Genomic DNA, 25,465 nt, shown 5'->3' on the forward strand with positions numbered 1-25,465 from the left:
AAATGACTGACACCTTCGATCCGAGTGCTTTCCTGTCGACGGTCAGCGGACGCCCCGGCGTCTATCGCATGTTCGACAGCGAGGCGCGCCTGCTTTACGTCGGCAAGGCCAAGAATCTCAAGAATCGTCTGTCGAGTTACTTCCGCAAGTCCGGCCTCGCGCCCAAGACCGCTGCGCTGGTGGCGCGTATCGCCCAGGTCGAAACGACGATCACGGCCAACGAAACCGAAGCCTTGCTGCTTGAGCAGACGCTGATCAAGGAATGGCGCCCGCCCTACAACATTCTGCTGCGCGACGACAAATCCTACCCGTACGTGTTTCTTTCCGACGGTCAGTTCCCGCGCCTGAGCATTCATCGTGGGGCGAAAAAGGCCAAGGGCAAATATTTCGGCCCTTATCCCAGCGCCGGGGCGATTCGCGAAAGCCTGAGCCTGCTGCAAAAAACCTTTTTCGTTCGCCAGTGCGAAGACAGCTACTACAAGAACCGCACACGCCCATGCCTGCAATACCAGATCAAACGCTGCAAGGCGCCGTGCGTGGGGCTGGTGGAGCCCGAGGTTTACGCCGAGGACGTTCGTCACTCGGTGATGTTCCTCGAAGGGCGCAGCAATGCGCTGACCGATGAATTGTCTGCCGGCATGGAAGAGGCGGCGATCAACCTCGAATTCGAGCGTGCCGCCGAATTCCGCGACCAGATCTCGTTGCTGCGCCGGGTCCAGGATCAACAGAGCATGGAAGGCGGGACCGGTGACGTCGACGTCATCGCCGCGTTCGTCAATCCGGGCGGTGCCTGTGTCCATTTGATCAGCGTGCGCGGCGGACGGGTGCTGGGGAGCAAGAATTTCTTTCCGCAGGTGGGTATTGAGGAAGACGTCTCTGAAGTCATGGCCGCGTTTCTCGGTCAGTACTTCGTCAGCAGCCCCGAACGCGACTTGCCGAGCGAGCTGATCGTCAACGTGGTTCACGAAGACTTCCCGACCCTGATCGCGGCCATCGAAGAGCTGCGCGGTCGTGAGCTGATCATCAGTCACAGGGTTCGTGGCACGCGGGCACGCTGGCAGCAATTGGCCGTGACCAATGCCGAGCAGGCTCTGGGCGCGCGCCTGGCCAACCGCCAACACGTTGCGGCACGTTTCGATGCCCTGGCCGACGTGCTGAAACTGGATGAGCCGCCGCAGCGCCTCGAGTGCTACGACATCAGTCACTCCAGCGGCGAAGCGACCGTGGCGTCCTGCGTGGTGTTCGGCCCCGAAGGCCCGATCAAGTCCGATTACCGGCGCTACAACATTGAAGGCGTCACGCCCGGCGATGACTACGCCGCGATGCACCAGGCCCTGACCCGACGCTTCAGCAAACTGAAGGACGGGGAGGGCAAGTTGCCGGACATTCTGCTGGTGGACGGCGGCAAGGGGCAGTTGTCCATGGCGCGCGATGTGCTCAATGAGCTGGCGGTGCCCGACCTGATTCTGCTGGGCGTGGCCAAGGGGGCGACGCGCAAGGCCGGTTTCGAAACCTTGTACCTCAATGACGCCGCCCACGAATTTACCTTGCGTGGCGATTCTCCGGCACTACATTTGATCCAGCAGATCCGCGATGAAGCCCACCGATTTGCAATTACCGGACACCGTGCCCGCCGTGGCAAAACGCGCCGTACGTCTACGCTTGAGGGTGTAGCCGGGGTGGGTCCGACCCGTCGGCGCGATTTGTTGAAACATTTTGGTGGATTGCAGGAGCTGTCTCGTGCCAGCATCGAAGAGATCGCCAAAGCACCCGGGATCAGTAAAAAGCTCGCAGAGTTGATTTATGCAAATCTGCACAGCGAGTAGAATGCCCCCTCACCTCGTAGCCAGTTGTGCCGATGAATATCCCTAATCTGATTACCGTTCTACGCGTCCTGCTTATCCCGATCTTCATTTTACTGTTCTACCTGCCTTACCAATGGAGCTACCTGGCGTCCGCTTCGGTCTTCGCGTTTGCCGCCGCCACAGACTGGCTGGACGGATACCTGGCTCGTCGTCTGGAGCAAAGTACGCCGTTCGGGGCATTCCTCGATCCGGTGGCCGACAAGCTGATGGTCGCCGTGGCGTTGGTGCTGCTGGTGCAGGAACACGGTAATTTGTGGCTCACGCTGCCGGCTGCCGTGATCATTGGTCGCGAGATCGTGGTATCGGCACTGCGCGAGTGGATGGCCGAGCTCGGCGCTCGCGCTCACGTCGCCGTGTCGAACCTGGGCAAATGGAAAACCGCCGCGCAGATGTTGGCGCTGGTGATCCTGCTGGCCAATCCGTCGGACTTCACGTTCTGGGTCCTGGTGGGTTACGCCTTGCTGATGATCTCTGCGGGCCTGACATTGTGGTCCATGGTTCAATACCTGCGGGCTGCCTGGCCGCATCTGAAGACCGATGTGGAAAAATAAATAAAACTTTTTTGAATCAAGGGGTTGACGGAGCTTCTGGATTCTATAAAATGCGCACCACCAAGACGCGGGAATAGCTCAGTTGGTAGAGCACGACCTTGCCAAGGTCGGGGTCGCGAGTTCGAGTCTCGTTTCCCGCTCCAAATACAAAAAAAGCGCCACTCAATGAGTGGCGCTTTTTTTTGTGCGCGATTTGTCATTTCATCTTCGAAAAAGAGGCTCAGGCCTCTTTTTTTGTGCCTGTTTTTCGGTGTCGGCACCGACGCGAAGGGCAGTTTGAATTCGGCATGCAACGGTCGGTTGCTCATTACGCGGCGCGGGTGATGGTTATATGGACAAAGGAAAGTTGACGCCAGAATAGTGGCCATTTAGTATCGCGCCGCTATTTTGCCATCACCCGCCGTATCGAGGGATCGAACATGTACCCACCCGCCCTCGTGGCGAGGTTGTGCCTGGCTTTGCTGTGCCTTTCTCCACTGAATACTACCCTTGCTGCCCCGACACCCGGTGAAACCGACCTAATCCGCGAGCGTCAAGATCGCTTGCTGGACGAGCAGCGTCGTCGTCTTGAAGAACTCAAGGATTTGCCCGGCAAGGAAGCCACGCCTGCGCAACAAGCGGCGCCTGCCGATACCCGTTGCTTCCCCATCAAGAACATTGAGCTCAAAGGTGCCGACAGCCTTTCCGCCGGTCAGCGCGAGCACTTGCTCAAGCCTTACATGGGCCAATGCCTGGGTGTCGCTCAACTCAATCAATTGCTGAAAGTCATCACCGACCACTACATCGAAAAAGGCCTGGTCACCAGCCGCGCCTACTTGCCGCAGCAGGATTTGTCCGGCGGGCATTTGAAGGTGCTGGTCGTAGAGGGGCGGCTCGAAGGTATGCAAGGCGCGCAGGGCAGCCAGCTGTCAGAGCGCGAGCTGGCCATGGCTTTTCCTGGCAAGACCGGTGATCTGCTCAACTTGCGGGAAATCGAACAGCTGTTAGACCAGATCAATCGATTGCCGTCGAACCAGGCCAAGATGGAACTGGCCCCCGGACAGAAGGTGGGCGGCAGTGAAGTACTGGTCACGAACACGCCGCAAAAACCCTGGCGCGTCGGGTTGTCGCGCAGTAATGACGGCCAGAAAAGTACCGGCGAACAACAGTGGGGTACTTCGTTTGAATGGGACAGCCCCCTGGGATTGGCCGATCAACTGATGCTGCGCGGCGGCCATGACGCAATCAGCGATCATCAGAAAACCTCGAACAATGCCTTGCTTTATTACAACCTGCCGTTCGGCTGGTGGAACCTCAGCTATGCCTACAGCCAGAGTGAGTACCGCTCTGTGGCCCAGGCCAGCGGGTTTGACTTCAAGCAGACCGGCGACAGCCAGAATCATCAGCTGCGCCTGGAACGGGTGATCCACCGCGACTCGGTGAGCAAGACGTCCCTCAACACCGGCCTGGCCTATCTGCGCACGAACAACTTTATCGAAGACAGCAAACTGGCAGTCAGCAGCAATCGGCTGAGTGAGGCGCAGTTTGGGATAAACCATGGCCGGCGCATCGGCAGTGCGTTCGTCAACGTCGATCTGGGTATGCAGAACGGCATCGGCGCATTCGACGCTCAGCGTGAGAACCAGCGTCGCGATGCTTTCGGCAACCTCACACCTGACGCCCGCTACCGCAAATACACCGCGACTATCAGTTACCTGCAACCCTTCAAACTGTGGGATGAATCCTTGGTGTTCAGCAGCCTGATCACCGGCCAGCGCAGTGAAGACGTGCTGTTCAGCCCTCAACGCATGAGCCTCGGTAGCCAGTCCTCGATCCGTGGTTACAAGGACCAGACCCTGACCGGCGACAGCGGCGGTTACTGGCGTAACGACCTGCGCTGGAGCCGCCCGGTGACGTGGGCCTGGCTGCGTCCGCTGCTCACGGAATATGGAACCGGCCTGGGTTATGACGTCGGTGTGATCCGTAACGATCGCTACAACGCGGAGCAGCACGGTCGGATGTCGAGCAACTCCCTGGAGCTTTTCGCCCGGGGCCAGCACCTGGCCGCCAGCGTCACTTTCGCCCACTCCCTTGAGCGGCCAGAAGCGCTGAGCGAGCGTGAAGCACCGATCTACTTCCGTCTGGATTTCTTTCTTTAACTCTGCTGTTTACCTGAGATACACGACATGGACGTTCGCCAACTCGCCTTTTTGGCCCGCCAGCCTTCGGCTGCCCTGCAATCGCGTGAGTCGTTCTGTGGGCTGCCCAAGCGTGGGTTGGCGTTCATCCTCGCCAACGCGATGTTCTGGCAACCGATGCTGGCCCAGGCTGACGGCATCGTCGTGAATGGCAGTGCGACCACGGTGGGGCAGGCGGCCAACGGCGTCCCTGTGGTGAACATTGCCACGCCCAATGGCACCGGCCTGTCCCATAACCAGTTCAGCGACTTCAACGTCGGACAGCAGGGCGTGATCCTCAACAACGCCACGAACAATCTGCAGAGCACCCAGTTGGGTGGTTACATCATCGGCAACAGCAACCTCAACGGTCGCGCGGCCACCGTCATCCTCAACGAGGTCAATGGCGGCAGCCCCAGCCAGCTCAGGGGCTACACCGAAGTAGCCGGGCAGGGTGCCCACGTCATCCTCGCCAACCCTCACGGCATCAGCTGTGATGGTTGCGGCTTTATCAATACGCCCAAAGTCACGCTCAGTACCGGACGGCCCATTCTTGAAAACGGTCGACTCGCCCGCTACGACGTGGAGGGCGGTGCGATCGCCATTGAAGGTCGCGGCCTCAATGCGAGCAACGTCAGCCAGTTTGAATTGATCACGCGCAGCGCCAGGATCAACGCTGAGTTACATGCGCAGCAATTGGCAATTGTCACCGGTCGCAACGAAGTCGATGCGGGCACGCTGGCGGCGAAGGCCAAGGCACCAGCCGCCGGTTCGGCACCGCAACTGGCCATCGACTCTTCGGCCCTGGGCGGCATGTACGCCGGGGCTATCAAACTGGTGGGCACCGAGTCCGGGGTCGGGGTGAAACTCGCTGGCGATGTGGCCGCCAGCGCGGGTGATCTGCAGATTGATGCCAACGGCAAACTGACCCTGGCCCGTGCAGAAGCCACCCAGGGCGACGTCAAGCTCAATGCCCGAGAAGTCGCACTCACCAATACCGTTTATGCCGCCCGGGACGCGAAAGTCGTCGCGGCGGGAAGTCTCGACATCGACAGCAGCCTGACCGCCGCCCGTAACGTGCACGTCGAAGGTCAGCAGATCACTAATCGCGGCAATCTCAATGCCGGCCTCAAGGCAGACGGCAGCGTCAACCGCGCCAGTCACCTGCAAATTCAGGGCGGCAGCCTGAGTAATCAGGGCAAGGTCAACGCCCAGGGCACGCTGGCGACGGACCTGCAACAACTCGATAACCGCAACGCCGAGCTCGTCGCCGACGGCACCGCGACCCTCAAGGCCGGCGTGCTGGATAACCGTGGCGGCAAGGTGATCGGCCAGCAAGTGCTGAGTCTGGAAGGTGGCAGGCTGGATAACCGTGGCGGCACTTTCGCCAGCAATCAGGCGCTGTCGGTGACTGTCAGCGATACGGTGGACAACCGCGATAAAGGACTGATCCTCAGTAAGGCCGAGGGCTTGACCCTGAACGCGAAGAACCTGGATAACCGCGCCGGCACTCTGCAGGCCAACACCGGCGAACTGAAGGCAACGGCGACCCAGGTGCTCGACAACCGCGACGGCAAGGTATTGACCGGTGCGGGCGCCATGACGCTGGTCGCCGATGATCTGCGCAACCAGCAAGGCAAGCTCAATGCACAGGGCGGCAAGCTCAAGACCAGCAGCGCCACCTTTGACAACACTCAGGGCGACGCGCGTGCCGAGAATGTTGAAGTCACCAGCACGACGCGCCTTACCAACGATCGAGGTCACCTGGTTGCCACCACCGGCAATCTGGAGCTCAAGCGCGGAGAAATCCTCAATAACGCAGGTGAACTCAGCGCCGGACAACAGTTGACGGTCGATGCCGGCAGCTTGAAGAACTATCAAGGCAATCTGAGCGGCAAGAACATCGGTCTGACGTTGAACGGTGCGCTGGATAACGGCAATGGTCTGATCGAGGCTGGTGAAACGCTTGGCATCGATGCCGGCAGGCTGACTAACCTCAATGGCAAATTGCGCGCATTGGGGACCCAAGGTAAAAGCCGGTTCAAGATTGGCGGCCAGTTCAATAACGACAATGGCCTGGTGGAAGTCGGCAATGATCGGTTTGCCCTCGACAGTGCAAGCCTGAGCAACCAGCAAGGCACCGTCCGCCACCTAGGCACGAACGGGTTTGACCTGTCACTGGCGGATACCGGCGCCGCCGGGGGCAGCTTCATCACCAACAGCCAACTCAACCTGGACCTGGCCGACTGGAGCAACACCAGCCTGATCCAGGCACAAAAACTCGCCCTCAAGGTCGGCACCTTTACCCAGACAGCCAGCGGCAAACTGATTTCCGTCGACGGCGTCGAGGCCAGCGGGAGCAATTGGATCAACGACGGCAGCCTGGAAACCCAGGGTGACCTGAAGCTGATCCTGAGCGGCACTTATCGGGGCAACGGCATCCTCAAGAGCCAGGGCAAAATGACCCTCGCCGCTGCCAGTGCCGATCTGGGCCAGGACGCGCAAATACGCAGTGGCGGCAAGGCCGACTTTAACCTCGGCAGCCAACTGCTGAACCAGGGCAGCCTGACTGCCACCGGTGACCTGCTGTTGAAGGTGGCCAGCCTGACCAACCGCGGCACTCTGGGTGCAGGCAGCGCCTTGCGTATTGAAACGCCGACGCTGGTCAACGAGGGCGGGCTGATTTTCAGCGGCGCCGACATGGCCCTCCAGGCCAACAGCGTGACCAACAACAAAGGCGATATCTACAGCCTGGGTCGACTGGACATCGCTGATGAAAACAATCGTCCTGCGAGCTTGATCGAGAACATCTCAGGCACCATCGAAAGCGCCCATGGCATGCAGTTGCTGGCAAACCGCCTGATCAACCGCAAGGAAAAATTCGCTTTTATCCCGGCGCTAACCTCGGGTCAGCTCACCCTGGCCTTTACCGACAATTGCAAGGGCAAACATTGCGAGGCTTATTACAGCGTCACTGAAACCTATGGCACAAAAGTCACTGAAGACTCGGCGCGGGCCAATCTGATTTCCGGTGCGGAACTCAAATTCACCGGCGGCAGTTTTGACAACCACTTCAGCAGTGTCTCGGCGGGTGGCGATATCACCCTCGACAGTCAGACCCTGAATAACCTTGGCGCCGGGGGCGGCGAGCAACGTTACGCGGCCTACGTGATTTACACCAAGGACGAGGACTCCTACTACACCTTCTACGACAACATTGCGAAGTACAACGCCTATAACGACCCGGCATCCGCCAGCTACAACCCGGCAGCGATGCCGTTTTCCTCCATCGCGCTGGGTAGTGTCACAGGTTCCAGCACAACCCAGACCTCCGGGGCGGTCGATGCCTCATTGGCCATCATTCAGAGCGCCGGCAAGGTCAATGCCACCGGCACTCAACAGGTGGTGAATGGCTCTATCCGCCCAGGCGAATCGATCACCGCTGGCGCCAATCGAGTCGCCGCGACCGCGGTCGATACGTCCACCCAGACCCTGGCGCAGTTCAATGCGCAACTGACTCCAGACCTGCGTCAGCAGGCGGTTAACCCATTGTCCCTGCCGGGCTTCAGCCTGCCCACAGGGCAAAAGGGTCTGTTCCAGTTCAACAGCAATCCGCAGCACAAGTACCTGATCGAAACCAATCCGGCGTTTGCCAGCCTCAATGGCTTCATCAACTCCGACTACTTGCTCAGCCGCATCGGCGTCACCAGCGACCAGACCCAACGTCGCCTCGGTGATGGCCTCTATGAACAGCGCCTTATTCGTGAGGCGGTGATCGCGCGCACCGGCCAACGTTTCATTGCCGGCCTGAACAGCGACGAAGCGATGTTCCGCTATTTGATGGACAACGCCATCGCCAGCAAAACCACCCTGAACCTGTCTCCCGGCATTGCCTTGAGTTCGGCCCAGGTGGCGGCCCTGACCCATGACATCGTATGGATGGAGGAACAGGAGGTTCGCGGCGAAAAGGTCCTGGTGCCGGTTCTGTACCTGGCCCAGGCGAACAATCGCCTGGCACCCAACGGGGCGTTGATCCAGGGCAGTGACGTGACACTGATTTCCGGCGGCACCCTGGCGAACCAGGGCACGCTGCGTGCCAGCGCCAACCTGCAAGCCAGCGGCCAGAACATCAGCAACAACGGGTTGATGGAAGCCAACGAGCGCCTGTCGCTACTCGCGACCGACAGCATTCGCAACGCTCAGGGCGGAATCCTCAAGGGCAAGGATGTCAGTCTGGTCGCCACTCAGGGCGACATCATCAACGAGCGCTCGCGAACCAGCACAGATACCCGGTACGCAGGCGGCACTCAGCACAACGATTACCTCAATAGCGCTGCGCGGATCGAAGCCGACAATACCCTGTCCCTGACCGCCGGCAACGACATCCGCAACAGCGGCAGCGTGTTGCAAGCAGGTGGCAACGCAACACTCAAGGCCGGGCGCGACCTGGACATTGTCTCGACCGAGCAAGTCAACAGCAGTGAAGGCCGACACAAGAAGACCAGTTGGAGCCAGAGCCAAACCACGCAATACGGCAGCCAGGTGTCAGTCGGCGGCAACCTCACTGCGACCGCTGGCCAGGACATCAAGGTGGTCGCCAGTACGGTGGCCGCGCAGAAGGATCTTTCGCTCGACGCCGGGCGAGACGTGGCCATCGAATCGGCCGCGAATGAAAGTCATAACAGCTCCAGGAGCAAGAAAGTCCAAAGCAGCAAAGACCAGGTGCGCCAGCAATCCTCCACCGTGCAGGCGGGCGCAAATCTGTCGATCAAGGCCGGCCAGGATCTGACGCTGGTGGCCAGTAATGTGAAGGCCACACAAAACGTCGCGCTGGATGCGGCGGGCGATATCAACGTGCTCTCCGCCAAGGATGAAAGTGCTTCGTTCTATTCGAAGAAGAGCAAAGGCTCCTTCGGTCGCAGCAAGAGCAAACAGAGCGAAAGCTATGACAGCACCAACATCGCGTCGGTGGTGGAAGCGGGTCAGAACCTGACCCTCAACACCACTCGAAAAGCCGATGGCAGCATGAGCATCAACGGTGGTCGCGATGTCACCGTGATTGGTAGCCAACTCAAGGCCGGTGAAGACCTGATGATCGGCGCCACTGGCGATGTGGCCATATTGTCTGGCGTTGAGGAGCATGGCTCGTACAGCAAGAAAACCAAATCCGGCTTCATGGGCCTGTCCAAGAGTGGCAAGAGTCAGCTGACGACCACGGCGACACAAGTCGGCAGCCAGCTTGAGGCGGGCAACGATGTGGTGGTGGCCGCCGGCAATGACATCCGGCTCCGTGCCAGTAAAGCCAGTGCCGGCAACGATGTTGAAATGCGGGCCGGACTGGTCAACGACACGGGCGATATCAACCTGGTCTCGGCCAACGACACGGCCTATAGCCGCAGCGAGCAGTACAAGAAAAAGGTCGGGCTCTCTACTTCGGACGGGTTCCTCTCCGTTTCCTCGGCCAAGGAGTCGGGGCGTCAGGCACAAAGCAGCACCAGTGTCGGCAGCCATGTGTCTGCGGATCGCGATGCAACCTTGAAGGCTGAACGCGATATCAATGTGGTGGGCAGCGGCATTAGCGCGGGGCGTAACGTCAGCCTGGATGCCGGGCGTGACGTCAATGTGGTCGCGGCGCAGAACACCACGGCTGAGCAGGACTGGTCGAAGAACAAGCAGGTCGGCATTGGGGTCTCCAGCGATGCCAACGGCGTCAGCTTCTTCGCCGGAGCCGACAGCAACAAAGCAAAAAACCGCGTCGAACAGCAGACGGCCGCCGCCAGCCAGATCAGCGCCGGGCAAGACCTGACGGTCAAGGCCGTGCGCGATATCAACCAGATCGGCTCCGACCTGAAGGCCGACAACGACATCAACCTGACCGCCGGCCGTGATATCCGGATCGACGCCGCGCGGGAAACCCTGTTGACCGAGCAGCAGCGCGAAGCCGAGCGCAATGGTCTGACGGCCACCCTCAACCACAACTACGGCAAGACCAAGGATGCCGTGAATGGGGTCGGAAAAGGCGAGAACGGCGTCAGCCAAGGCTCCAGTGTCCTTAAGGGAGTCGATGCGATTGGCCAGTTCCTATCGGGGCCGACGGGCGACGCCAAGTTCGGTAACAGCAAGCAAAGCAACAGCCAGCAGGTTGTCGAGCAGACCAACAGGTCCTCGACCCTCAATGCCGGCCACGACCTCAACCTGAATGCCAACAATGATGTCGTGGTCAAGGGCAGCCGGCTGGATGCCGGGCGCGACATCAACGTCAAAGGCCGTGATGTGACCTTCGATGTTGCCAAGGGCGGTGTCAGTGAGGAAACCCAAAACACCGAGAGCTGGAGCGGCATCCACGGCGGCACCAGTGGCGGCATCAAGATTGGTGTCGGTGGCAGCTACGGCACTGCCAGTGGCGACAGCGCCCAAGGATCGGCAACGGTCACGCAACTGGGCGCCGGACGCGATATCAACCTCAAGGCCAGCAACGACCTGAACCTGATCGGCACCCAGGTCAAGGCAGACCGTGATATCGATCTGAATGCCGGCAACGAACTGAACATCCGCTCGGCGCAGAACGACAGCAATGTTGAAAACAACCGCCACAACGGCGGCGGCGAAGCCGGCCTCACCTTCGGCTCCCAGGGGGTAGGCGTTTATGTCAGCGTCAGCCTCGGCAAGGGCAATCTGGAACGCGAAGGCGAACGTCAACAAGAGGCGTACCTCTACGCCGGTAACCGCCTGGGCTTCACCAGTGGCCAGGACACCAACATCGCGGGCGCTACTCTGCGGGGCGATGAAGTGGTCGGTCGTGTTGGCGGCGACCTCAATGTTTCCTCGGTAGCCGATACCGGCAAGGTCAAGGGCAAAGAGTTCGACATCAGTGCCACCGGCTCCTTCGTCGGTGTCAGTGGCTCGGTCGGTTACGGCCAGACCACCGGCAAGACCAACTGGGTTGAAGAACAAACCAGCATCACCGGCAAAAGCAAAGTCGATATCCGCACCGAAAACCACACCCAGATCGACGGGGCGGTGATTGCTGCCGACAACGGCAACCTGAAGCTGGACACCGGCACGTTGGGCTTCAGCGACATCGCCGGGAAGGATAAAGAGCACGGTTACTACTTGAACGTCGGCGGCACCTACGGCAGTGGCGGCACCGTGCAGGACGGCAGCCAAGTAGGGAAAGGCAAGGAAGGCAAGACGGGCTGGAGCGTTGAAGGCTGGAACTACGAGAAAGATCGCGAGCAAATCGTGCGGGCCACCGTCGGCGCAGGCCAGATCGTGGTGCGCAATGACGCGCAGACCGGCGCTGACTCCACGGCTGGGCTGAACCGTGATGTGAGCAAATCGTATGAGATCACCAAGGATGAAGAAGAGCGTACCGATCTGTATGCCAGTGATTCTTCCATTAACGCGGTACTGCACCCTGTTGTAACCGTGCAGCAATGGACCGAAGCGTTCCTCAACTATAACCAGACCGCACTGGCCAACTTCAACAGAGCCGCTTCGGCGCTGAACGTCGTGGTCAATCGCGTGGACAACATTCTGGGCCGTCCCATGGATGCCCGCGCTCAAGCTACGGCAGGCAAGGACCTGGCCGAAAGTACTCTGGAAGCGCTTCTCCTGTCAGGCAAGAGCCGTAAAGAGGCCATGGCGATGATGGGCGATCCTGCGTTCATCGACGGTGTTCTTGCCAATTTGGCCAGGATGAATGGGATCGAACCTAAGGTTATCAAGGATATTCAGGATGTTGTTGCGTCGGATAAATACATTCCAAATCCAGGCGAAGTGACCTTGGAGACGACGACGGTGACTGAGCCTGAGCTTAAAGCTCTTCAAAAGCTTAATCGTCAGTTGTCCGCGGTCCAGGCCTATATCGATGAGCATCCTGGGAGCCAGGAGGCCGTAGGGTATGTAATGGCCGTCGCTCAAGGGCCGAAAGGTGTCGCTCAATTTGTTGTGATGCAGGCGCTTGCCGGGACGGAAACCGGTCAAACGATTTCGAAGAACATAGGTAAGCTGCAGGCTGACATCAGTCGAATGGTGGCGGAGGGGCTTGAGGAGAGGCCTCTTGATTCTAAGGAGGCGGACGATCGTTTTCTGATTGGTGGCGGTGAGCTGATTACCAGCATCTTCACAGGAGTGCTGCCAGGGAAGGTGCCGGGGAAAGGTAATTCACATATCACTGTGGCGGGTGGTAAAGATCAGGTTCCAAAAGGCCCAGCGGGAACGCCAGCAACGAAGGGGCCTTGCTGCTTTGCAGCGGGTACGAAAGTTTCTACACCGCAAGGCGATCGCGCTATTGAGTCGCTCAAGGTGGGAGATGTTGTCTGGAGCAAGCCTGAGAAAGGGGGCAAGCCGTTCGCTGCTGCCATTCTGGCAACACATCAGCGTTCGGATCAGCCGATCTACCGCCTCAAGCTCAAAAATGTTCGTGGCACCGACGCAGCTGAAGGCGAAACCCTGCTGGTTACGCCGAGCCACCCCTTCTACGTACCGGCCAAACGTGACTTCATTCCCGTCATCGATCTGAAGCCGGGCGACTTGCTGCAGTCACTGGCTGATGGCGACACGGAAAACACCTCGTCCGAAGTCGAATCGCTTGAGCTGTACCTGCCCGAGGGCAAAACATACAATCTGACGGTCGATGTGGGGCATACGTTCTACGTCGGCGAGCTCAAGACCTGGGTACACAATACTGGGCCTTGTGATTTGCCTCCTGATTATTTTAAGGGGGGGACAAAGGGCACAGCGGATCTAAATGCACAAGCTTCACTGTCTGTAAGTAAAGTTACTGCTCCGATTGATTTCGATGGTCACATAATCAAAGCTGAAGTAAAGCCTAACGGGAATGTCGTAGGTGGACATTCTACAGCGACCGGGGATGTTAGAGTGGTCCCTGGAACAGCCTCGTCGCCCAATGCGCAGGGTGTTTATACGGCTAGAATCCAGGTGGCGGATCCCGCAAATCCAGGGCAGTTTTTGGCTAAAACGAACAATGGCGGTTTCTCCACAATGTTCCCCGACTCATGGACTGCGGATCGCATAAAAGTTGAAGTTGATGGAGCATTCAAGAATAAAACTGTAGTAGGTAATAAATGGTCTGGCACCACTTCCAGCGGTGTGCGGGTCGAAGGTTATTTGACTCCCAATACAACTGTCTATCCAAAGCTTTAGGGGGCTTAGTGAAACTATATTTCTCATGGGAAGACTCAGGTGGTGGGCTTTCCCCATATTGCAGGTCTAGCATCCTCAATGAAGATGGAGTCAGCCTGCTCGCTTGCTTGTTAAATGATGATGGCGGAATTTGTTTTCTGGATACTACGCCGTGGCTGAAAGAGGGTTTGACTCGGATAAGCAATGTCAGGAGTTCGAACATACCTTGTGCAGACTGGAGTAGGGATGCTTGGGGCGCTGAGCTGACAAAAGCGCAGGTTAAAATATATTCCCTCTATGATGAAAATTATATCGAGCTGCTAGATATAGAGTCGTTTGAAGTGGCTTTGCTGGCGTGGATTAATTTTATTCAAATGCCCTCGGAACCAGGTGTGGTAACGGAAGTCAATTTGTAAGAGTTAAAAAATGCAATGATTCAAGAAAGCTTTGGTAGGTGTTAGGTTGTAATGTGCTTGCCGGCGTTGAGAGTTATGATTAATTAAAAAAACAAATAGACCCATCAGCAAACGCTAACTCCTTTGGAGGTGACGCCAATACTGATGAGTGGCAAGCCTCAATTGTCGTTCTTCCGGTGCGTATGGTGTCGATTGTAAAACATGATCGTGCTCAAATTGTCATAGTTCAGCCACGCGGGGAAACGGGGACAGACCACGTTTTTGTGATGCCATGGATAATTGGGATAGACCACATTTTCTAAAGCATATTTTGATTGGCCGAAATGAAAGAAAATAGGAAGAAATTATGTTTTTTCTTAGGTCGAATAAACTTTCGAGTTAAATGGGGGCGGATCACGTTTTCATGAGGATGAAGTAGCTCTTCTTCGATTTAATCGTGGTCTGTCCCCGATTAGTTTTTTGATTCTGGCCTGACACGAGGTCAAACCATGACGATTGTGGTGCGAGGGGAGGAAGTTTGTTCTTTCTGCAAAAGTAACCTGACTGCAGCAGCCGACCGTGCCGGATTAAATGGCCTTAAGGTCGTTGATACAGTTAAAGGTAGAGTCTACGAATGGGTGCGCGGATCAGGGTGGAAAGAATGATTGATAGCGAAAATGATGAAAAAGTTGTGTTGGAGTTATGTGCGCTAGATAACTCAATGCGCCCGCCTGCACAAATCACAGAAGCACCAGCTTGGGAAAGAGTTAGCGTAGCACTTGAAAATGCATTTAAGAATGGTGGGTTCGTCTACTTGAGGGTGCTCGGGAAAAGCCATTCCTTTATAAATGAGCTATGTATGAAGTCTCTGCCGGGACAATATAGATTGGTTGTATTGATGAAATCACTTGACCCTAAAACGGAGCTTTTAGAGTGGTGGGAGGAGGGGGATTCGCCATTTCGAGGGTTCGTTCGCTTTGGTGACGACGACTGGGATGCACGTACGGTATGTTCTGACCTTGCTGTTGCACAGGCTACGTTCAAGGAATTGTTTGACTATGGTGATATGCCTACAGGATTACTGCAAATGCGCTCACAGTGGGATCCGAAACCTTAGTCTTTCATACTCGCTTATGTCTCTTGCTTAGATGTGAGAAAAACGCTCGAAGTAATACGAGGCAGGCGACAATGTTGAGGTAAATGGGGGGCACGCTTTTCATGAGAGTGGAGTGGTGCTCCTTCGATTTAATTGTGGTCTGTCCCCGATTAATTTTTTAGCTAACTACTCTACGCCCAGGGAAGAGGTGCTAGGGTAGTACAAAGCGCAAACTTGGTTTTGTTTGCGCTCGGTATTTTGTTAAATTGTTACTGTTCAACTGTTACCTCTAAAGTTCGTGAGATTCCCGTTTCTGAGTCTATGAATGTGACAAAGATCGGTTCTGTGGTGACCGCCTTTCCCTCGATAATAATCAGTCTGACTTTGTTTTCTGACACAAATTTTGCGACTACATTTGTCGAGTCTGGTGACTTCTTGATGTTGAAGAATCCAGAGCCATCAAGGATGGTGTATTGCTTCTTGGTATCCTTTTTGATTGTTAATTTCCCGTCTGAAGGGAAGTCCGCAATCACGAAGTCAGAGCTGAATATGGCGCACTGTGGTTTCAAGTGATTGTCCGTTATGTCCTTGTGGCGATTTATTGCGCCGGACATCCATATGCTCAGTCTTCTAGCATCCTCAGAGATCGCTTGGGTGTCAGGGGCTAATTTCGATTTAAATTGGCCTTTATCTATGTCGTCTGTGGCATCTCCAATTGCGCCGGAGACTGCTGAATAAGACTCCGCAGCAGTAGGTTGTAGCGTGCTAATAAGTCGGTTTATGGAGTTGGCCAAGCTCCGGACGTTTGCTTTGTATTGATCATCGTACATCTCTGTCAGGCCCAGAACTCTTAAGTAGTCTACTTCAATCGCTTGTTTCTGAACTGCTGTCAGTTTATTGAAATAGTAGGTTCCTACAGCAGGGTCGAGGTCGCGGTAGAAGTTATCCAGGCAGGAAAGGGCTGCGGAACCTCCCATCCATATTTGTTCGCGGGTAGGTTTATAGAGCGCCAGACCTGTTCCATAAAGTGCGCCACCGCCAGCTGCCAGTGCAACAAACTGATGGCCGCTGCTGGCAACAATGGACTTATAGGCCCCCAAACCGAGCACCCCAGCCAGAGCTACCGTAGACCCTGAAGAAAAGTAAGCGGTGCTTTGAGCATTGAACTCGAATGTTTTGCTGAAGTGACATGACTCTGCGCGGCCAGATCCTGGAAGAGGCTCCGGTTCCGTACAGAATCGCTCTGCGACCGGTGTGTAGGGGGAAAACAGAGCGCAGCCGCTGAGAGTCGCGACGCCTATGACTAACACTGATGCATGGGAGATGCGCATCGTGACCTTCCCTGTTCGGATTGGATGTGAGGAGGATGATGGCACAGGGCCGTCATAATTCAAGGATGTAGGTGAGTCCTCTGCGTCCCATGGTTTCGACCCGCCCAAAGCATACTGGTATAGATCTGGTGGAGGCCTGACATGGCGCTATGGTCAGAATTCACTGCCATTAGCGGAGTAAGTTCAGGTCGTCCGCTTCTGGCCGATCAACAACCCACGCTGAGATCACCGAGAAACCAATCTGATTCCGTCACCCGCCCCAAACATCGGCAAGCGCTGCAACATCCAGTTCAGCAACTCCTGAGCCGGAGCGGCCAGCGGTCGGCCGGACTTCACCAGCAGTTTCGCCTCCACGCCCAGAAACAGCGGATGGTCGATCAGTACCGCCGCGAGGCTGCCTTGTTCGATTTCCCGATAGGCAGCAAATTCGCCGAGTAACGAGGTGAAATCTCCGGAGGCCACCAGGCGCTTGAGTGCGGCGAGGGAGTTGCTGACCAGTGCCGGGCGGATTTCGATTTTCTCGGCGTACTCAAGCATCTTGATCGCATGACCAATGCCGAATGTGGGGGGCGTTAGCACCAGTCGGCAGGTGAGTATGTCCTCGACGGTTGCCGTTCCCCCTCGCACTGCCAACGGATGATCAGGGCGAACCAACAGCATCACTGGCTGCGATGACGTCGCGCGGTAATCGATTTGCGAATGCGGCGGCGGATTGTAGGCAAGGCCGATGTGCGCACGGTTTTCGGCGACTTCGTTCAGCACGTCGTCGACGGGAAGAATGTCCAGCCTGACATCGAGCTTGGGGTACTGTTTGCAGAAGGGGGCGAGCACGTTGTCGACCAAGGCATCGACATAGCCCTCACTGATGACGACTCGCACCTGACCTTGCTGCAGGCCCTTGATCGCTTGAAGCTGGTCTTCGAGTTTCTCCTGGTGTGATCGATAACCGCGCCAGAACTCCAGCAAGTGCGCCGCTGCCTCGGTGGGTTGCACGCCGCGAGCCTGGCGCTCGAACAGTTTTGCGCCCAGTTCCTCTTCCAGCAGCTTGATCTGGCGCGTGATAACGGAGGGCGACGTATTGATGCTGTCCGCCGCGCCACGAATCGAGCCGTGGACCAGCACTTCATGAAAATACCGCAGCCGTTGTTGGTTGATCTCGCGCATCCCGGGCCCTCCCGCCAGAAAGTTTGTGTTGCCTGTAGGGCAACGATACACGAACTTAGTTGCTCTTGCTGGGCCTGCGGTGCCGGTGCAACATTCTTTGGCACGAACGCAGACCAACAAGAATAATTGGAGACTCGCATGTCAACCTTACTGACACCGGCAAGCAGTGATGCCGTTTCTGCCCTTTACCGCAAGCTCAATTGGCGGCTGTTGCCACTCCTGTTCATTTGCTACGTCTTTGCGTATCTGGACCGGATCAACGTCGGCTTCGCCAAGCTGCAGATGCAAAATGATCTCGGACTGTCCGATGCGGCCTACGGAGCGGGCGCCGGTATTTTCTTTCTGGGGTACGTGCTGTTTGAGTTGCCGAGCAACCTGATGTTGCCGAAGGTGGGGGCGCGAAAAACCTTCAGCCGCATTCTGGTGTGTTGGGGCATCACATCGGCCTGCATGCTCTTTGTGCGCAACGTGCCGATGTTTTATGCGATGCGTTTTCTGCTGGGTGTATTCGAAGCCGGTTTTGCCCCCGGCATGATCTATTACCTGTCTTGCTGGTACGGCCCGAAGCGCATGGCGCGGGCCATTGCGATCGTGTTTATTGCCGGTCCCATTGGCGGCATTATCGGTGGTCCGCTGTCTGCCTGGCTGATCACCACGTTCGAAGGTGTTGGTGGCCTGGCCGGCTGGCAATGGATGTTTTTGATTGAAGGTCTGCCTTGCGTGTTCCTCGGCATCCTGACCTATTTCGTACTCTCCAACCGGCCCTCGGAGGCCCGATGGCTGAGTGTTGAAGAAAGGACACTGCTGGAGAGTGAACTCGGTACATCGTCGGGGCGAGCCCATTCGTTCCGGGCGGTGTTGCGCGACCCGAAAATCTACATTCTCGCGTCAGCCTATTTCTGCATCATCTTCTCGATCTACGCCATGAGTTTCTGGCTGCCGGCAATCCTCAAGGCCCAGGGCGTCAACGACACCATGCAGCTGGGTTGGTATGCCGCAATTCCCTATGTCGCGGCGGCATGCGGCATGTACTGGATAGGGCGTCGGTCCGACCGGGTCGGCGAACGACGCTACCACTGCGCAGTCCCTGCGGGCATTGGCGCCATCCTGTTGCTCATGTATCCCTTTGCCGACGGCAACCTGATGGCGTCGCTGGTTCTGCTGACCGTGGCGACCGCCATGATGTTCATGGCCTACACCGTGTTATGGGCGATGCCCTCCGAGCACATCAAGGGTGATGCGGCGGCGGGAGGCATCGCCTTGATCAACACCATCGGTCTTTCCGGCGGCTTCTGGGGGCCTGCGGTGATTGGCTGGGCAAAAACGGCAACCGGCAGCGCCAATCTCGGCATCGTCGTTGTGGGTTGCGTCTTCCTGTGTGCAGCGTTCGTGATCCTTGCCACCAAACGGCAACCGCGTGAGCGCCCGGTTTCTGAATTCAGCGCGGGTTGATCAACCGCCTCCCACTTGATCAATCGTGTTCCGAAAGGAACCCTTTTAAAGAGAGAACCCACATGCTTTTACACCTATCGACCTGGGCCGAGATCGGGCAATTCCTTGAACGCAGCCGCACCATCGTGATCCCGATCGGCTCCAATGAACAACACGGTCCGACCGGCCTTTTGGGGACCGACTGGATGTGCCCCGAAATCATTGCGTGCGAAGCGCAGAAGTCGGCAGACATCCTGATTGCGCCGACTTTCAACATCGGCATGGCCCAGCACCATCTTGGATTCCACGGGACCATTTCACTTCGTCCTTCGACGTTCATTGCGGCCATTGGCGACTGGGTGCGTTCGTTGGCCGCCCACGGGTTTGAAAGAATCCTCTTCCTCAATGGCCACGGTGGCAACGTCGCATCGATTGAAGCGGCGTTCTCGGAGCTCTACGCCGAAGCAAGCTTCGCTCGACGCCCTGCGGGGTTCGCGCTGAAGTTGTGTAATTGGTGGGATCTGGAGGGAATCGGTGAGTTGGCGCGGGAGCAGTTTCCTGAGGGGCACGGCATTCATGCCACGCCGTCCGAGATTGCCGTGACCCAATGGGCCTACCCGGATTCCATCAAAACCGCCGGGTACTCGCCGCAGATCGCGCCGTGGGGGCCGATTCGCGAAGCGCTGGATTTCCGCGCACGCCATCCGGATGGCCGCATGGGCTCGGATCCGTCCCTGGCCACCCCGGACAAAGGCCGCGCTCTGGTGATGATGGCAGCGCAGAGCCTGGTGCAGGAAGTCGACGCCTTCAGCCGCGAATCGATACCCGGCTAAACAACCGGATCAACCGTTTTTCAACTTGCCCAGCGCCCGGAAGTTCCGGGCGTTGGCACGTTCTATTCGAGGAAAACCCATGATTGAACATGATGTTTATACCCGCCTGAAAGACCTCGGTATCGAGTTGCCCACCACCGGCGCTCCTGCAGCAGCCTATGTAATGAGTGCGCAGAGTGGCAATGTCGTTTACCTGTCCGGCCATATCGCGAAGCAAGACGGCAAAGTCTGGGCAGGAAAGCTGGGCGAAACGCTGACGACAGAGGAGGGCTATGTGGCCGCACGTTTGACCGCCATCGATCTGTTGGCGACGCTGCAGGCTCATCTTGGCGATCTGAATCGGGTCACGCGGATTGTCAAAGTGCTGAGCCTGGTGAATTCAACGTCCAGTTTCACCGAGCAGCATCTGGTCACGAACGGTGCCTCGGAGCTGCTGGCCGAGGTGTTTGGGGATAAGGGAAAGCACGCGCGCTCGGCATTCGGCGTGGCACAGATTCCGTTGGGCGCCTGTGTCGAAATCGAGATGACCGTGGAAGTCAGTTGAAGGCCGGGTAACAGTAAAACCAATGTGGGGGCGAAGTGATTCGCCCCCACACTTGTTTTTAGCAATCAGAACAGCGTCCACGTGTAGCTGATGATCAGTCGGTTCTCGTTGATATCCGTGCGGTAGTTGGAGCGCGCCACCGCATTGCGCACTCGCACGCCGAGGCCTTTCAAGGGGGCTGCCTGGAAGGTGTAACTGAGGTCGAGGTCACGCTCCCGATCTTTGCCTTCATAGCCCATCCCCGTCTTCACATTGTCGCCGGTGACATAACGTGTGCTGGCTAGCAGGCCAGGCACACCGAGGGCCGCGAAGTCATAGTCATAGCGCAGTTGAAAGGAGCGCTCATGGGTGGAGACGAACTCGTAGGTCGGCAGTTCGTTGCCAAGGGCACTGACATTGAGAAACACGCGAGGAAAGGGGCTGTCGCCGTACATGCTCTGGTAACCGGCATAGAACGTATGACCACCGAGCTTGGCCGATAACAGCGAGAAGAAGGACTGGTTGTCGACCTTGCCCACCAGTTTGCGACCTTCTTCCTGAGCGTCGTAGTAACCAAGATTGGCGCCCAGCACCCAACTGCCCACCGGCACACTGTGTTTCAAACCGAAGAAGTTTTGCTCGTAGATATCTTCCAGTCGGGAATGCCAGGCACTCACGGTGGTGCGGTTACTGTTGAACGCGTAATCGCCGCCCACGTAGTTGAAGGCATCACTCGACACTTGCCGTTGCGGCTTGTTGCCCAGCAACGCCTGGAGTTTGCTCTCGCCGGCTTCATTGCGCAGGGTCGTGGAGGTCAAATGACCGGCTTGCAGCGTCAGGCCGGGGATTTCACTGCTGGTAATGCTCGCACCCTGATAGGCCGGGGGCAGCAAGCGGATGTCGCTGAAGACCAGTGTCGGCAGGTTGGGTTGCAGTTCACCGACCTTCAGCTCGGTTTTGGAAACGCGCATCTTCGCCGCCAACCCGAGACGACCATAATTGTCCGCGGCATGGCCATCGTCCTTGACCGGCAATAACCCCGAGTTGACCCGGTCCGGGCTGCTGTCGAGCTTGATGCCGAATTTGCCGATGGCATCCAGGCCGAATCCTACCGGCCCGGGCGTGTAGCCGGACTTGAAGTTGAGGATGAACCCTTGAGCCCATTCCTGAGCCATCGATTTTTCCGAGCCTCGGATATCGGAGAAGTCTCTGCTGAAAAAATAGTTTCGGGTTTGCAGGGTAGCGGTGGACTGTTCGACGAATCCGCTGTCGGCGGCTTGGGCAAGGTTGGCGCCAGCCCCGGTAAACAGCAGTACACACAGTTTGCCTTTGTCTCTGGTCATAATTTAACTCTTGTTTTTATTAGACATGACTCTCCCGTAGGCCCTCTGTCGGGGCTTGTGCGCGTGCGGGGGAGGTAAGACAGCCGGCAGGATGTGGCGCTCGCAGCCGCTCCGGTGTCGACAGCGATGCTCGCTCCATTGACCAATGGCAGCAAGAGCAACTTTATTCAGAGATCGTTGCTCTGGAGGCAACGATGATGGCAAGGCGTGAAAAGACTGCTTCAGGAAAGTGGGTCAGGACGTTGTAAACGTCGGACCCGCCAGAGCAGCGGGTCCGAAGGGGAGGGCTTAGAGTTTTGGCAACTGGCCGATGCGCCCGAACATCTCGGTCACGATTTGCAAGTCCAGCAGGAACTGGTCGACGGTCTTGAACTCGTTGTCGGTGTGGCCGGTGTATTTGACTTCGGGCCGGGCCAGGCCGAACTGCACGCCGTTGGGCAGTTCATGGACCGAAGTGGCGCCGGCCGAGGTGCCGAATTTGTGTTCCATGCCCAGGTTTTCGCTGGCCACGGCGAGAAGCGCCTTGACCCATTCACCCTCGGGATTGCGGTACATCGGTTCGGCGATCGAGTAATCGAAGGCCACCGCAACCTGGGATTTCTTGCTCCAGGCGTCCAGCTTGTCGGCGATTTCGCGCTTGAGCACTTCCGGGGACTTGCCCTTCGGTACGCGCAGGTTGACCGCGAGTTTGAAGGTGTTTTCATCCATCCCGACAAAGGTCAGGGAGGTGGTCAACGGTCCCATGAACTCATCGGAAAAACCGACCGCCAATTTGCCACCCAGATAATCGAGCCCCCAGTTGTCGGCAGCGTAGCGGGCCGCGTCGGTGATGTGGTTGTGCTTGAGGGCGACCTTGCCGTCGAGGCTGTTGATGAACACCAGCATTCTCGCCACCGGGTTGATTCCGGACTCGGGCTCAGAGGAGTGGGCGGAAACGCCGGTGACTGTCAGCGTGACGTCTTTGCCGACAACCTTGGCCGTCACCTCGAAATCGCCGCCATTGCGCTTGGCGTATTCGGTGCCGGCCTTTTGCAGGCTGGCGGCCAGTTCGGCGGGTTTGTCACTCAGCAGGGTGGCGACCGACGCCGACGGAATCTGGTTGGTGGCCAGGCCGCCAGTCATCGAGACGATTTCAGCGCCCTTGCCGTCAGCCTTGCGCTTGGGGAAGTTGGCCATGACGGTGCCGTAGCCTTTCTCGGCGATCACCACCGGGTAGCCGCCATCCAGCGCCAGGTTGTAGTTGGGTGTGGGGTTGTGTTCGAAGTAATAGGGGATGGCGTCGCCGCTGGTTTCCTCGGTGGTGTCCACCAGCAACTTGAAATTCCTCGCCAGCGGCAGCTTTTCTTCCTTGATGACTTTCATGGCGTAGAGCGCCACCACGATGCCGTTTTTGTCATCTTCAGTGCCACGGCCATACATGCGATCGCCAATCAGGGTGACCTTGAACGGATCGAGGCGGGTGCCGTCTTTCAGGACCCAGTTTTCCGGTGTCACGGGCACCACGTCGGCGTGGGCGTGAATGCCCACCACTTCATCGCCGCTCCCTTCGAGGGAGATTTCATAGACGCGGTTGTCGACGTTGCGAAAGGTCAGGTTGAAGGCCTGGGCCAGGCTCTTGATCTTGTCGGCGATCTTGATGAATTCAGGGTTGTCGTGCTGGGCAACGCCGTCCACGCGGAAGGTCGGGATGGCCACCAGTTCGCGCAGCGTCTCGGTGGCGGCGCTGCCGTATTTCACTCGCGCATAGAGGCCGAGCAGGCGATGGATTTCGTTCTGCTGGTCGGCGGAAAGGCTCTTGTTGTCGAGGAAGGCAGAGATTGCCGTGCCGAGGTCGTCGGTTTTGGCCAGGTCGCTCTTGGCCACGCTGGTCAGGAACTGCCTGAAATCCGTGATCGATGCGTCACTGAACGTCTTGAGAATGGCTGCGCCTTGCTGCGGGGTGATGTTGGCGTGCGCTGCTGAGGTGAACGACGAAAGACTGGCCAGCATCAACGTTGTCGCGGCCAGGTGCTTGAGTGAGAAGTCCATTGTTGAAGGCATTCCTTTGCAGGTGTCTGATTAATGAAACAAAACATTTCAACATTAACACTGTAGGAGCGAGCCTGCTCGCGATGGTTTAAAGGACGCTGCGTTTACCCAGGCAACACGCGTTTTCGTTAACGACCATCGCGAGCAGGCTCGCTCCTACATGGTTTCCTTCTAAATGTGCACAAACTAAAAAAATGCTTTGAGATGTTATAGGGTAACAATATAAGGTGCCCGGCAGGCTGTCCTGCGGGACACGTTTATTCACCCCTTGCGTTGTGAAACATCCATGACCCTTGCACCTTCTCGCTCCACCGGCACGGCAGTTGGCCGGCTTCTTTCCATCGATGCATTGAGGGGCATGGTGATTCTGTTCATGCTGCTCGATCACGTTCGCGAAACCTTTTTCCTGCATCGGCAAGTGTCCGATCCGATGGACATCACCACGACCGAGCCGGCGCTGTTTTTCAGTCGCACGCTCGCTCATTTGTGCGCGCCGGTCTTCGTGCTGCTCACCGGTCTGTCGGCCTGGCTGTACGGTGAGAAGTACGCCGGCAAGGCCGACGTTTGCAGCTTCCTGTTCAAGCGCGGGCTGTTTCTGGTGGTGCTTGAGTTCACCCTCGTGAACTTCGCCTGGACGTTCCAGTTTCCGCCGACCGTCATTTACATGCAGGTGATCTGGGCCATCGGCTTGAGCATGCTGGCCCTGTCGGTGATGGTCTGGCTGCCGCGTCCGTTGTTGTTGCTCTTGAGCCTGGCGATCATCGCCGGTCACAACGTGTTGGACGGCCTGCATTTTCCGATCGAATCGGTGATGCACGTGCCATGGGCGATTCTCCATGATCGCGGCTGGATCGAACTGTCCGAAGGGTTTCGGCTGCGCACGTCCTATCCGGTGCTGCCGTGGATCGGTGTCATTGGCTTGGGTTACGCCATGGGCCCGTGGTTCGGGCGAGCGGCGCAGGCCCAGGGGCGTCAGCGCAAGTTGCTGCTCTGTGGCGTTTTGGGGCTGGCCGGTTTCGTCGTACTGCGGCTGCTCAACGGCTATGGCGAGAAGCCATGGAGTGTTGGCGATACCTCCGTGCAAACACTGATGAGTTTTTTCAACATCACCAAATACCCGCCGTCGCTGCTGTTTATTGCGCTGACCCTGAGCCTCGGATGCTTGCTGCTTCTCTGGTTTGAGCACTTGCAGAAGAGCCGATGGTTGCGTCCCTTGACGGTGTTTGGATCAGCGCCGATGTTCTTCTATCTGTTGCACCTTTACGCACTGAAGGTTTTGTATCTCATCGCGGTAGCGCTGTTCGGATTGAATCAGGGCACGTACTTCGGTTTCGACTCGGTAGGCGCGGTATGGATCGCCGCAATCCTGTTGGCCATTGCGCTTTATCGCCCGGTCCGTTGGTTCTCCGGGCTGAAGGCCCGACGTCGCGACATCGCCTGGCTCAAATACCTGTAATGCCCATGAATGCACTTTTATAAAGCCGTGAGGCCTCGGTCTGCACTATGCGAAGGCAAAAGTCTGGAGCCTGTTCGGTGCTCGCGCCTGAAAAACGCTGCGCAATCAGCGTTTTCGCGATCTGGCACAAACACTGCAATACACCG

At 57.4% G+C, this 25,465-nt stretch carries 14 protein-coding genes and 1 tRNA gene; 11 read left to right on the top strand and 4 right to left on the bottom strand.

Features of this window, described 5'->3' with window-relative positions; all coding sequences use genetic code 11:
* The first annotated feature begins 2 nt into the window (after positions 1 to 2).
* The 7 genes from uvrC to KGA82_RS05755 all read left to right on the top strand — a co-directional run bounded on the left by uvrC (position 3) and on the right by KGA82_RS05755 (position 15,231).
* Positions 3 to 1,826: an excinuclease ABC subunit UvrC gene (gene uvrC / locus KGA82_RS05725; RefSeq protein WP_223449905.1), complete on the top strand. Its 1,824-nt coding sequence runs from the start codon at positions 3 to 5 to the stop codon at positions 1,824 to 1,826.
* A gap of 32 nt (positions 1,827 to 1,858) precedes the next feature.
* A complete protein-coding gene (pgsA, locus tag KGA82_RS05730; protein WP_008029556.1) occupies positions 1,859 to 2,416 on the top strand; it encodes a CDP-diacylglycerol--glycerol-3-phosphate 3-phosphatidyltransferase in 558 nt (185 codons plus the stop codon).
* A 67-nt stretch (positions 2,417 to 2,483) separates the two neighbouring features.
* Positions 2,484 to 2,559, top strand: a tRNA-Gly gene (locus KGA82_RS05735).
* 276 nt (positions 2,560 to 2,835) lie between these two features.
* Positions 2,836 to 4,554, top strand: coding sequence for a ShlB/FhaC/HecB family hemolysin secretion/activation protein (locus KGA82_RS05740; RefSeq protein ID WP_223449906.1), 1,719 nt, complete (start codon positions 2,836 to 2,838; stop codon positions 4,552 to 4,554).
* Positions 4,555 to 4,581: 27 nt separating this feature from the next.
* Positions 4,582 to 13,740, top strand: a complete 9,159-nt coding sequence (locus KGA82_RS05745; RefSeq protein WP_223449907.1) for a hemagglutinin repeat-containing protein — start codon at positions 4,582 to 4,584, stop codon at positions 13,738 to 13,740.
* Positions 13,741 to 13,748: 8 nt separating this feature from the next.
* A complete protein-coding gene (locus KGA82_RS05750) occupies positions 13,749 to 14,135 on the top strand; it encodes a DUF5376 domain-containing protein (protein ID WP_223449908.1) in 387 nt (128 codons plus the stop codon).
* Between the two features lie 640 nt (positions 14,136 to 14,775).
* Entirely contained in the window at positions 14,776 to 15,231 is a 456-nt protein-coding gene (locus KGA82_RS05755; RefSeq protein ID WP_223449909.1) for a DUF6911 family protein, read from the top strand.
* Positions 15,232 to 15,479: 248 nt separating this feature from the next.
* Here KGA82_RS05755 and KGA82_RS05760 read toward each other — a convergent pair whose 3' ends face one another.
* Positions 15,480 to 16,541 carry a hypothetical protein gene (locus KGA82_RS05760; protein WP_223449910.1) on the bottom strand — a complete coding sequence of 354 codons (1,062 nt, stop codon included), beginning with the start codon at positions 16,539 to 16,541 and terminating at the stop codon, positions 15,480 to 15,482.
* 225 nt (positions 16,542 to 16,766) lie between these two features.
* Positions 16,767 to 17,705, bottom strand: coding sequence for a LysR family transcriptional regulator (locus KGA82_RS05765; protein ID WP_223449911.1), 939 nt, complete (start codon positions 17,703 to 17,705; stop codon positions 16,767 to 16,769).
* Between the two features lie 138 nt (positions 17,706 to 17,843).
* Between KGA82_RS05765 and KGA82_RS05770 the strand changes: the two genes are divergently transcribed.
* The 3 genes from KGA82_RS05770 to KGA82_RS05780 all read left to right on the top strand — a co-directional run bounded on the left by KGA82_RS05770 (position 17,844) and on the right by KGA82_RS05780 (position 20,513).
* On the top strand, positions 17,844 to 19,157 hold the full coding sequence (locus KGA82_RS05770; RefSeq protein WP_008037095.1) for an MFS transporter: 1,314 nt from the start codon (positions 17,844 to 17,846) through the stop codon (positions 19,155 to 19,157).
* Positions 19,158 to 19,219: 62 nt separating this feature from the next.
* Positions 19,220 to 19,969 carry a creatininase family protein gene (locus KGA82_RS05775; RefSeq protein ID WP_223449912.1) on the top strand — a complete coding sequence of 250 codons (750 nt, stop codon included), beginning with the start codon at positions 19,220 to 19,222 and terminating at the stop codon, positions 19,967 to 19,969.
* A gap of 79 nt (positions 19,970 to 20,048) precedes the next feature.
* Positions 20,049 to 20,513 (top strand): RidA family protein, encoded by a 465-nt coding sequence (locus KGA82_RS05780; RefSeq protein ID WP_192227020.1) that lies wholly within the window; start codon positions 20,049 to 20,051, stop codon positions 20,511 to 20,513.
* 65 nt (positions 20,514 to 20,578) lie between these two features.
* Here the strand turns inward: KGA82_RS05780 and KGA82_RS05785 are convergent, their stop codons facing one another.
* Both KGA82_RS05785 and KGA82_RS05790 read right to left on the bottom strand, forming a co-directional pair.
* Positions 20,579 to 21,835 (bottom strand): OprD family porin, encoded by a 1,257-nt coding sequence (locus tag KGA82_RS05785; protein WP_223449913.1) that lies wholly within the window; start codon positions 21,833 to 21,835, stop codon positions 20,579 to 20,581.
* A gap of 288 nt (positions 21,836 to 22,123) precedes the next feature.
* Entirely contained in the window at positions 22,124 to 23,863 is a 1,740-nt protein-coding gene (locus KGA82_RS05790; protein ID WP_223449914.1) for a dipeptidase, read from the bottom strand.
* 286 nt (positions 23,864 to 24,149) lie between these two features.
* Here KGA82_RS05790 and KGA82_RS05795 point away from each other — a divergent pair, with 286 nt between their 5' ends.
* Positions 24,150 to 25,319, top strand: a complete 1,170-nt coding sequence (locus tag KGA82_RS05795) for a DUF1624 domain-containing protein (protein ID WP_223449915.1) — start codon at positions 24,150 to 24,152, stop codon at positions 25,317 to 25,319.
* Positions 25,320 to 25,465: the final 146 nt, after the last annotated feature.

Source organism: Pseudomonas sp. BF-RE-22, assembly GCF_019956155.1.
Taxonomy (GTDB): Bacteria; Pseudomonadota; Gammaproteobacteria; order Pseudomonadales; family Pseudomonadaceae; genus Aquipseudomonas; species Aquipseudomonas migulae.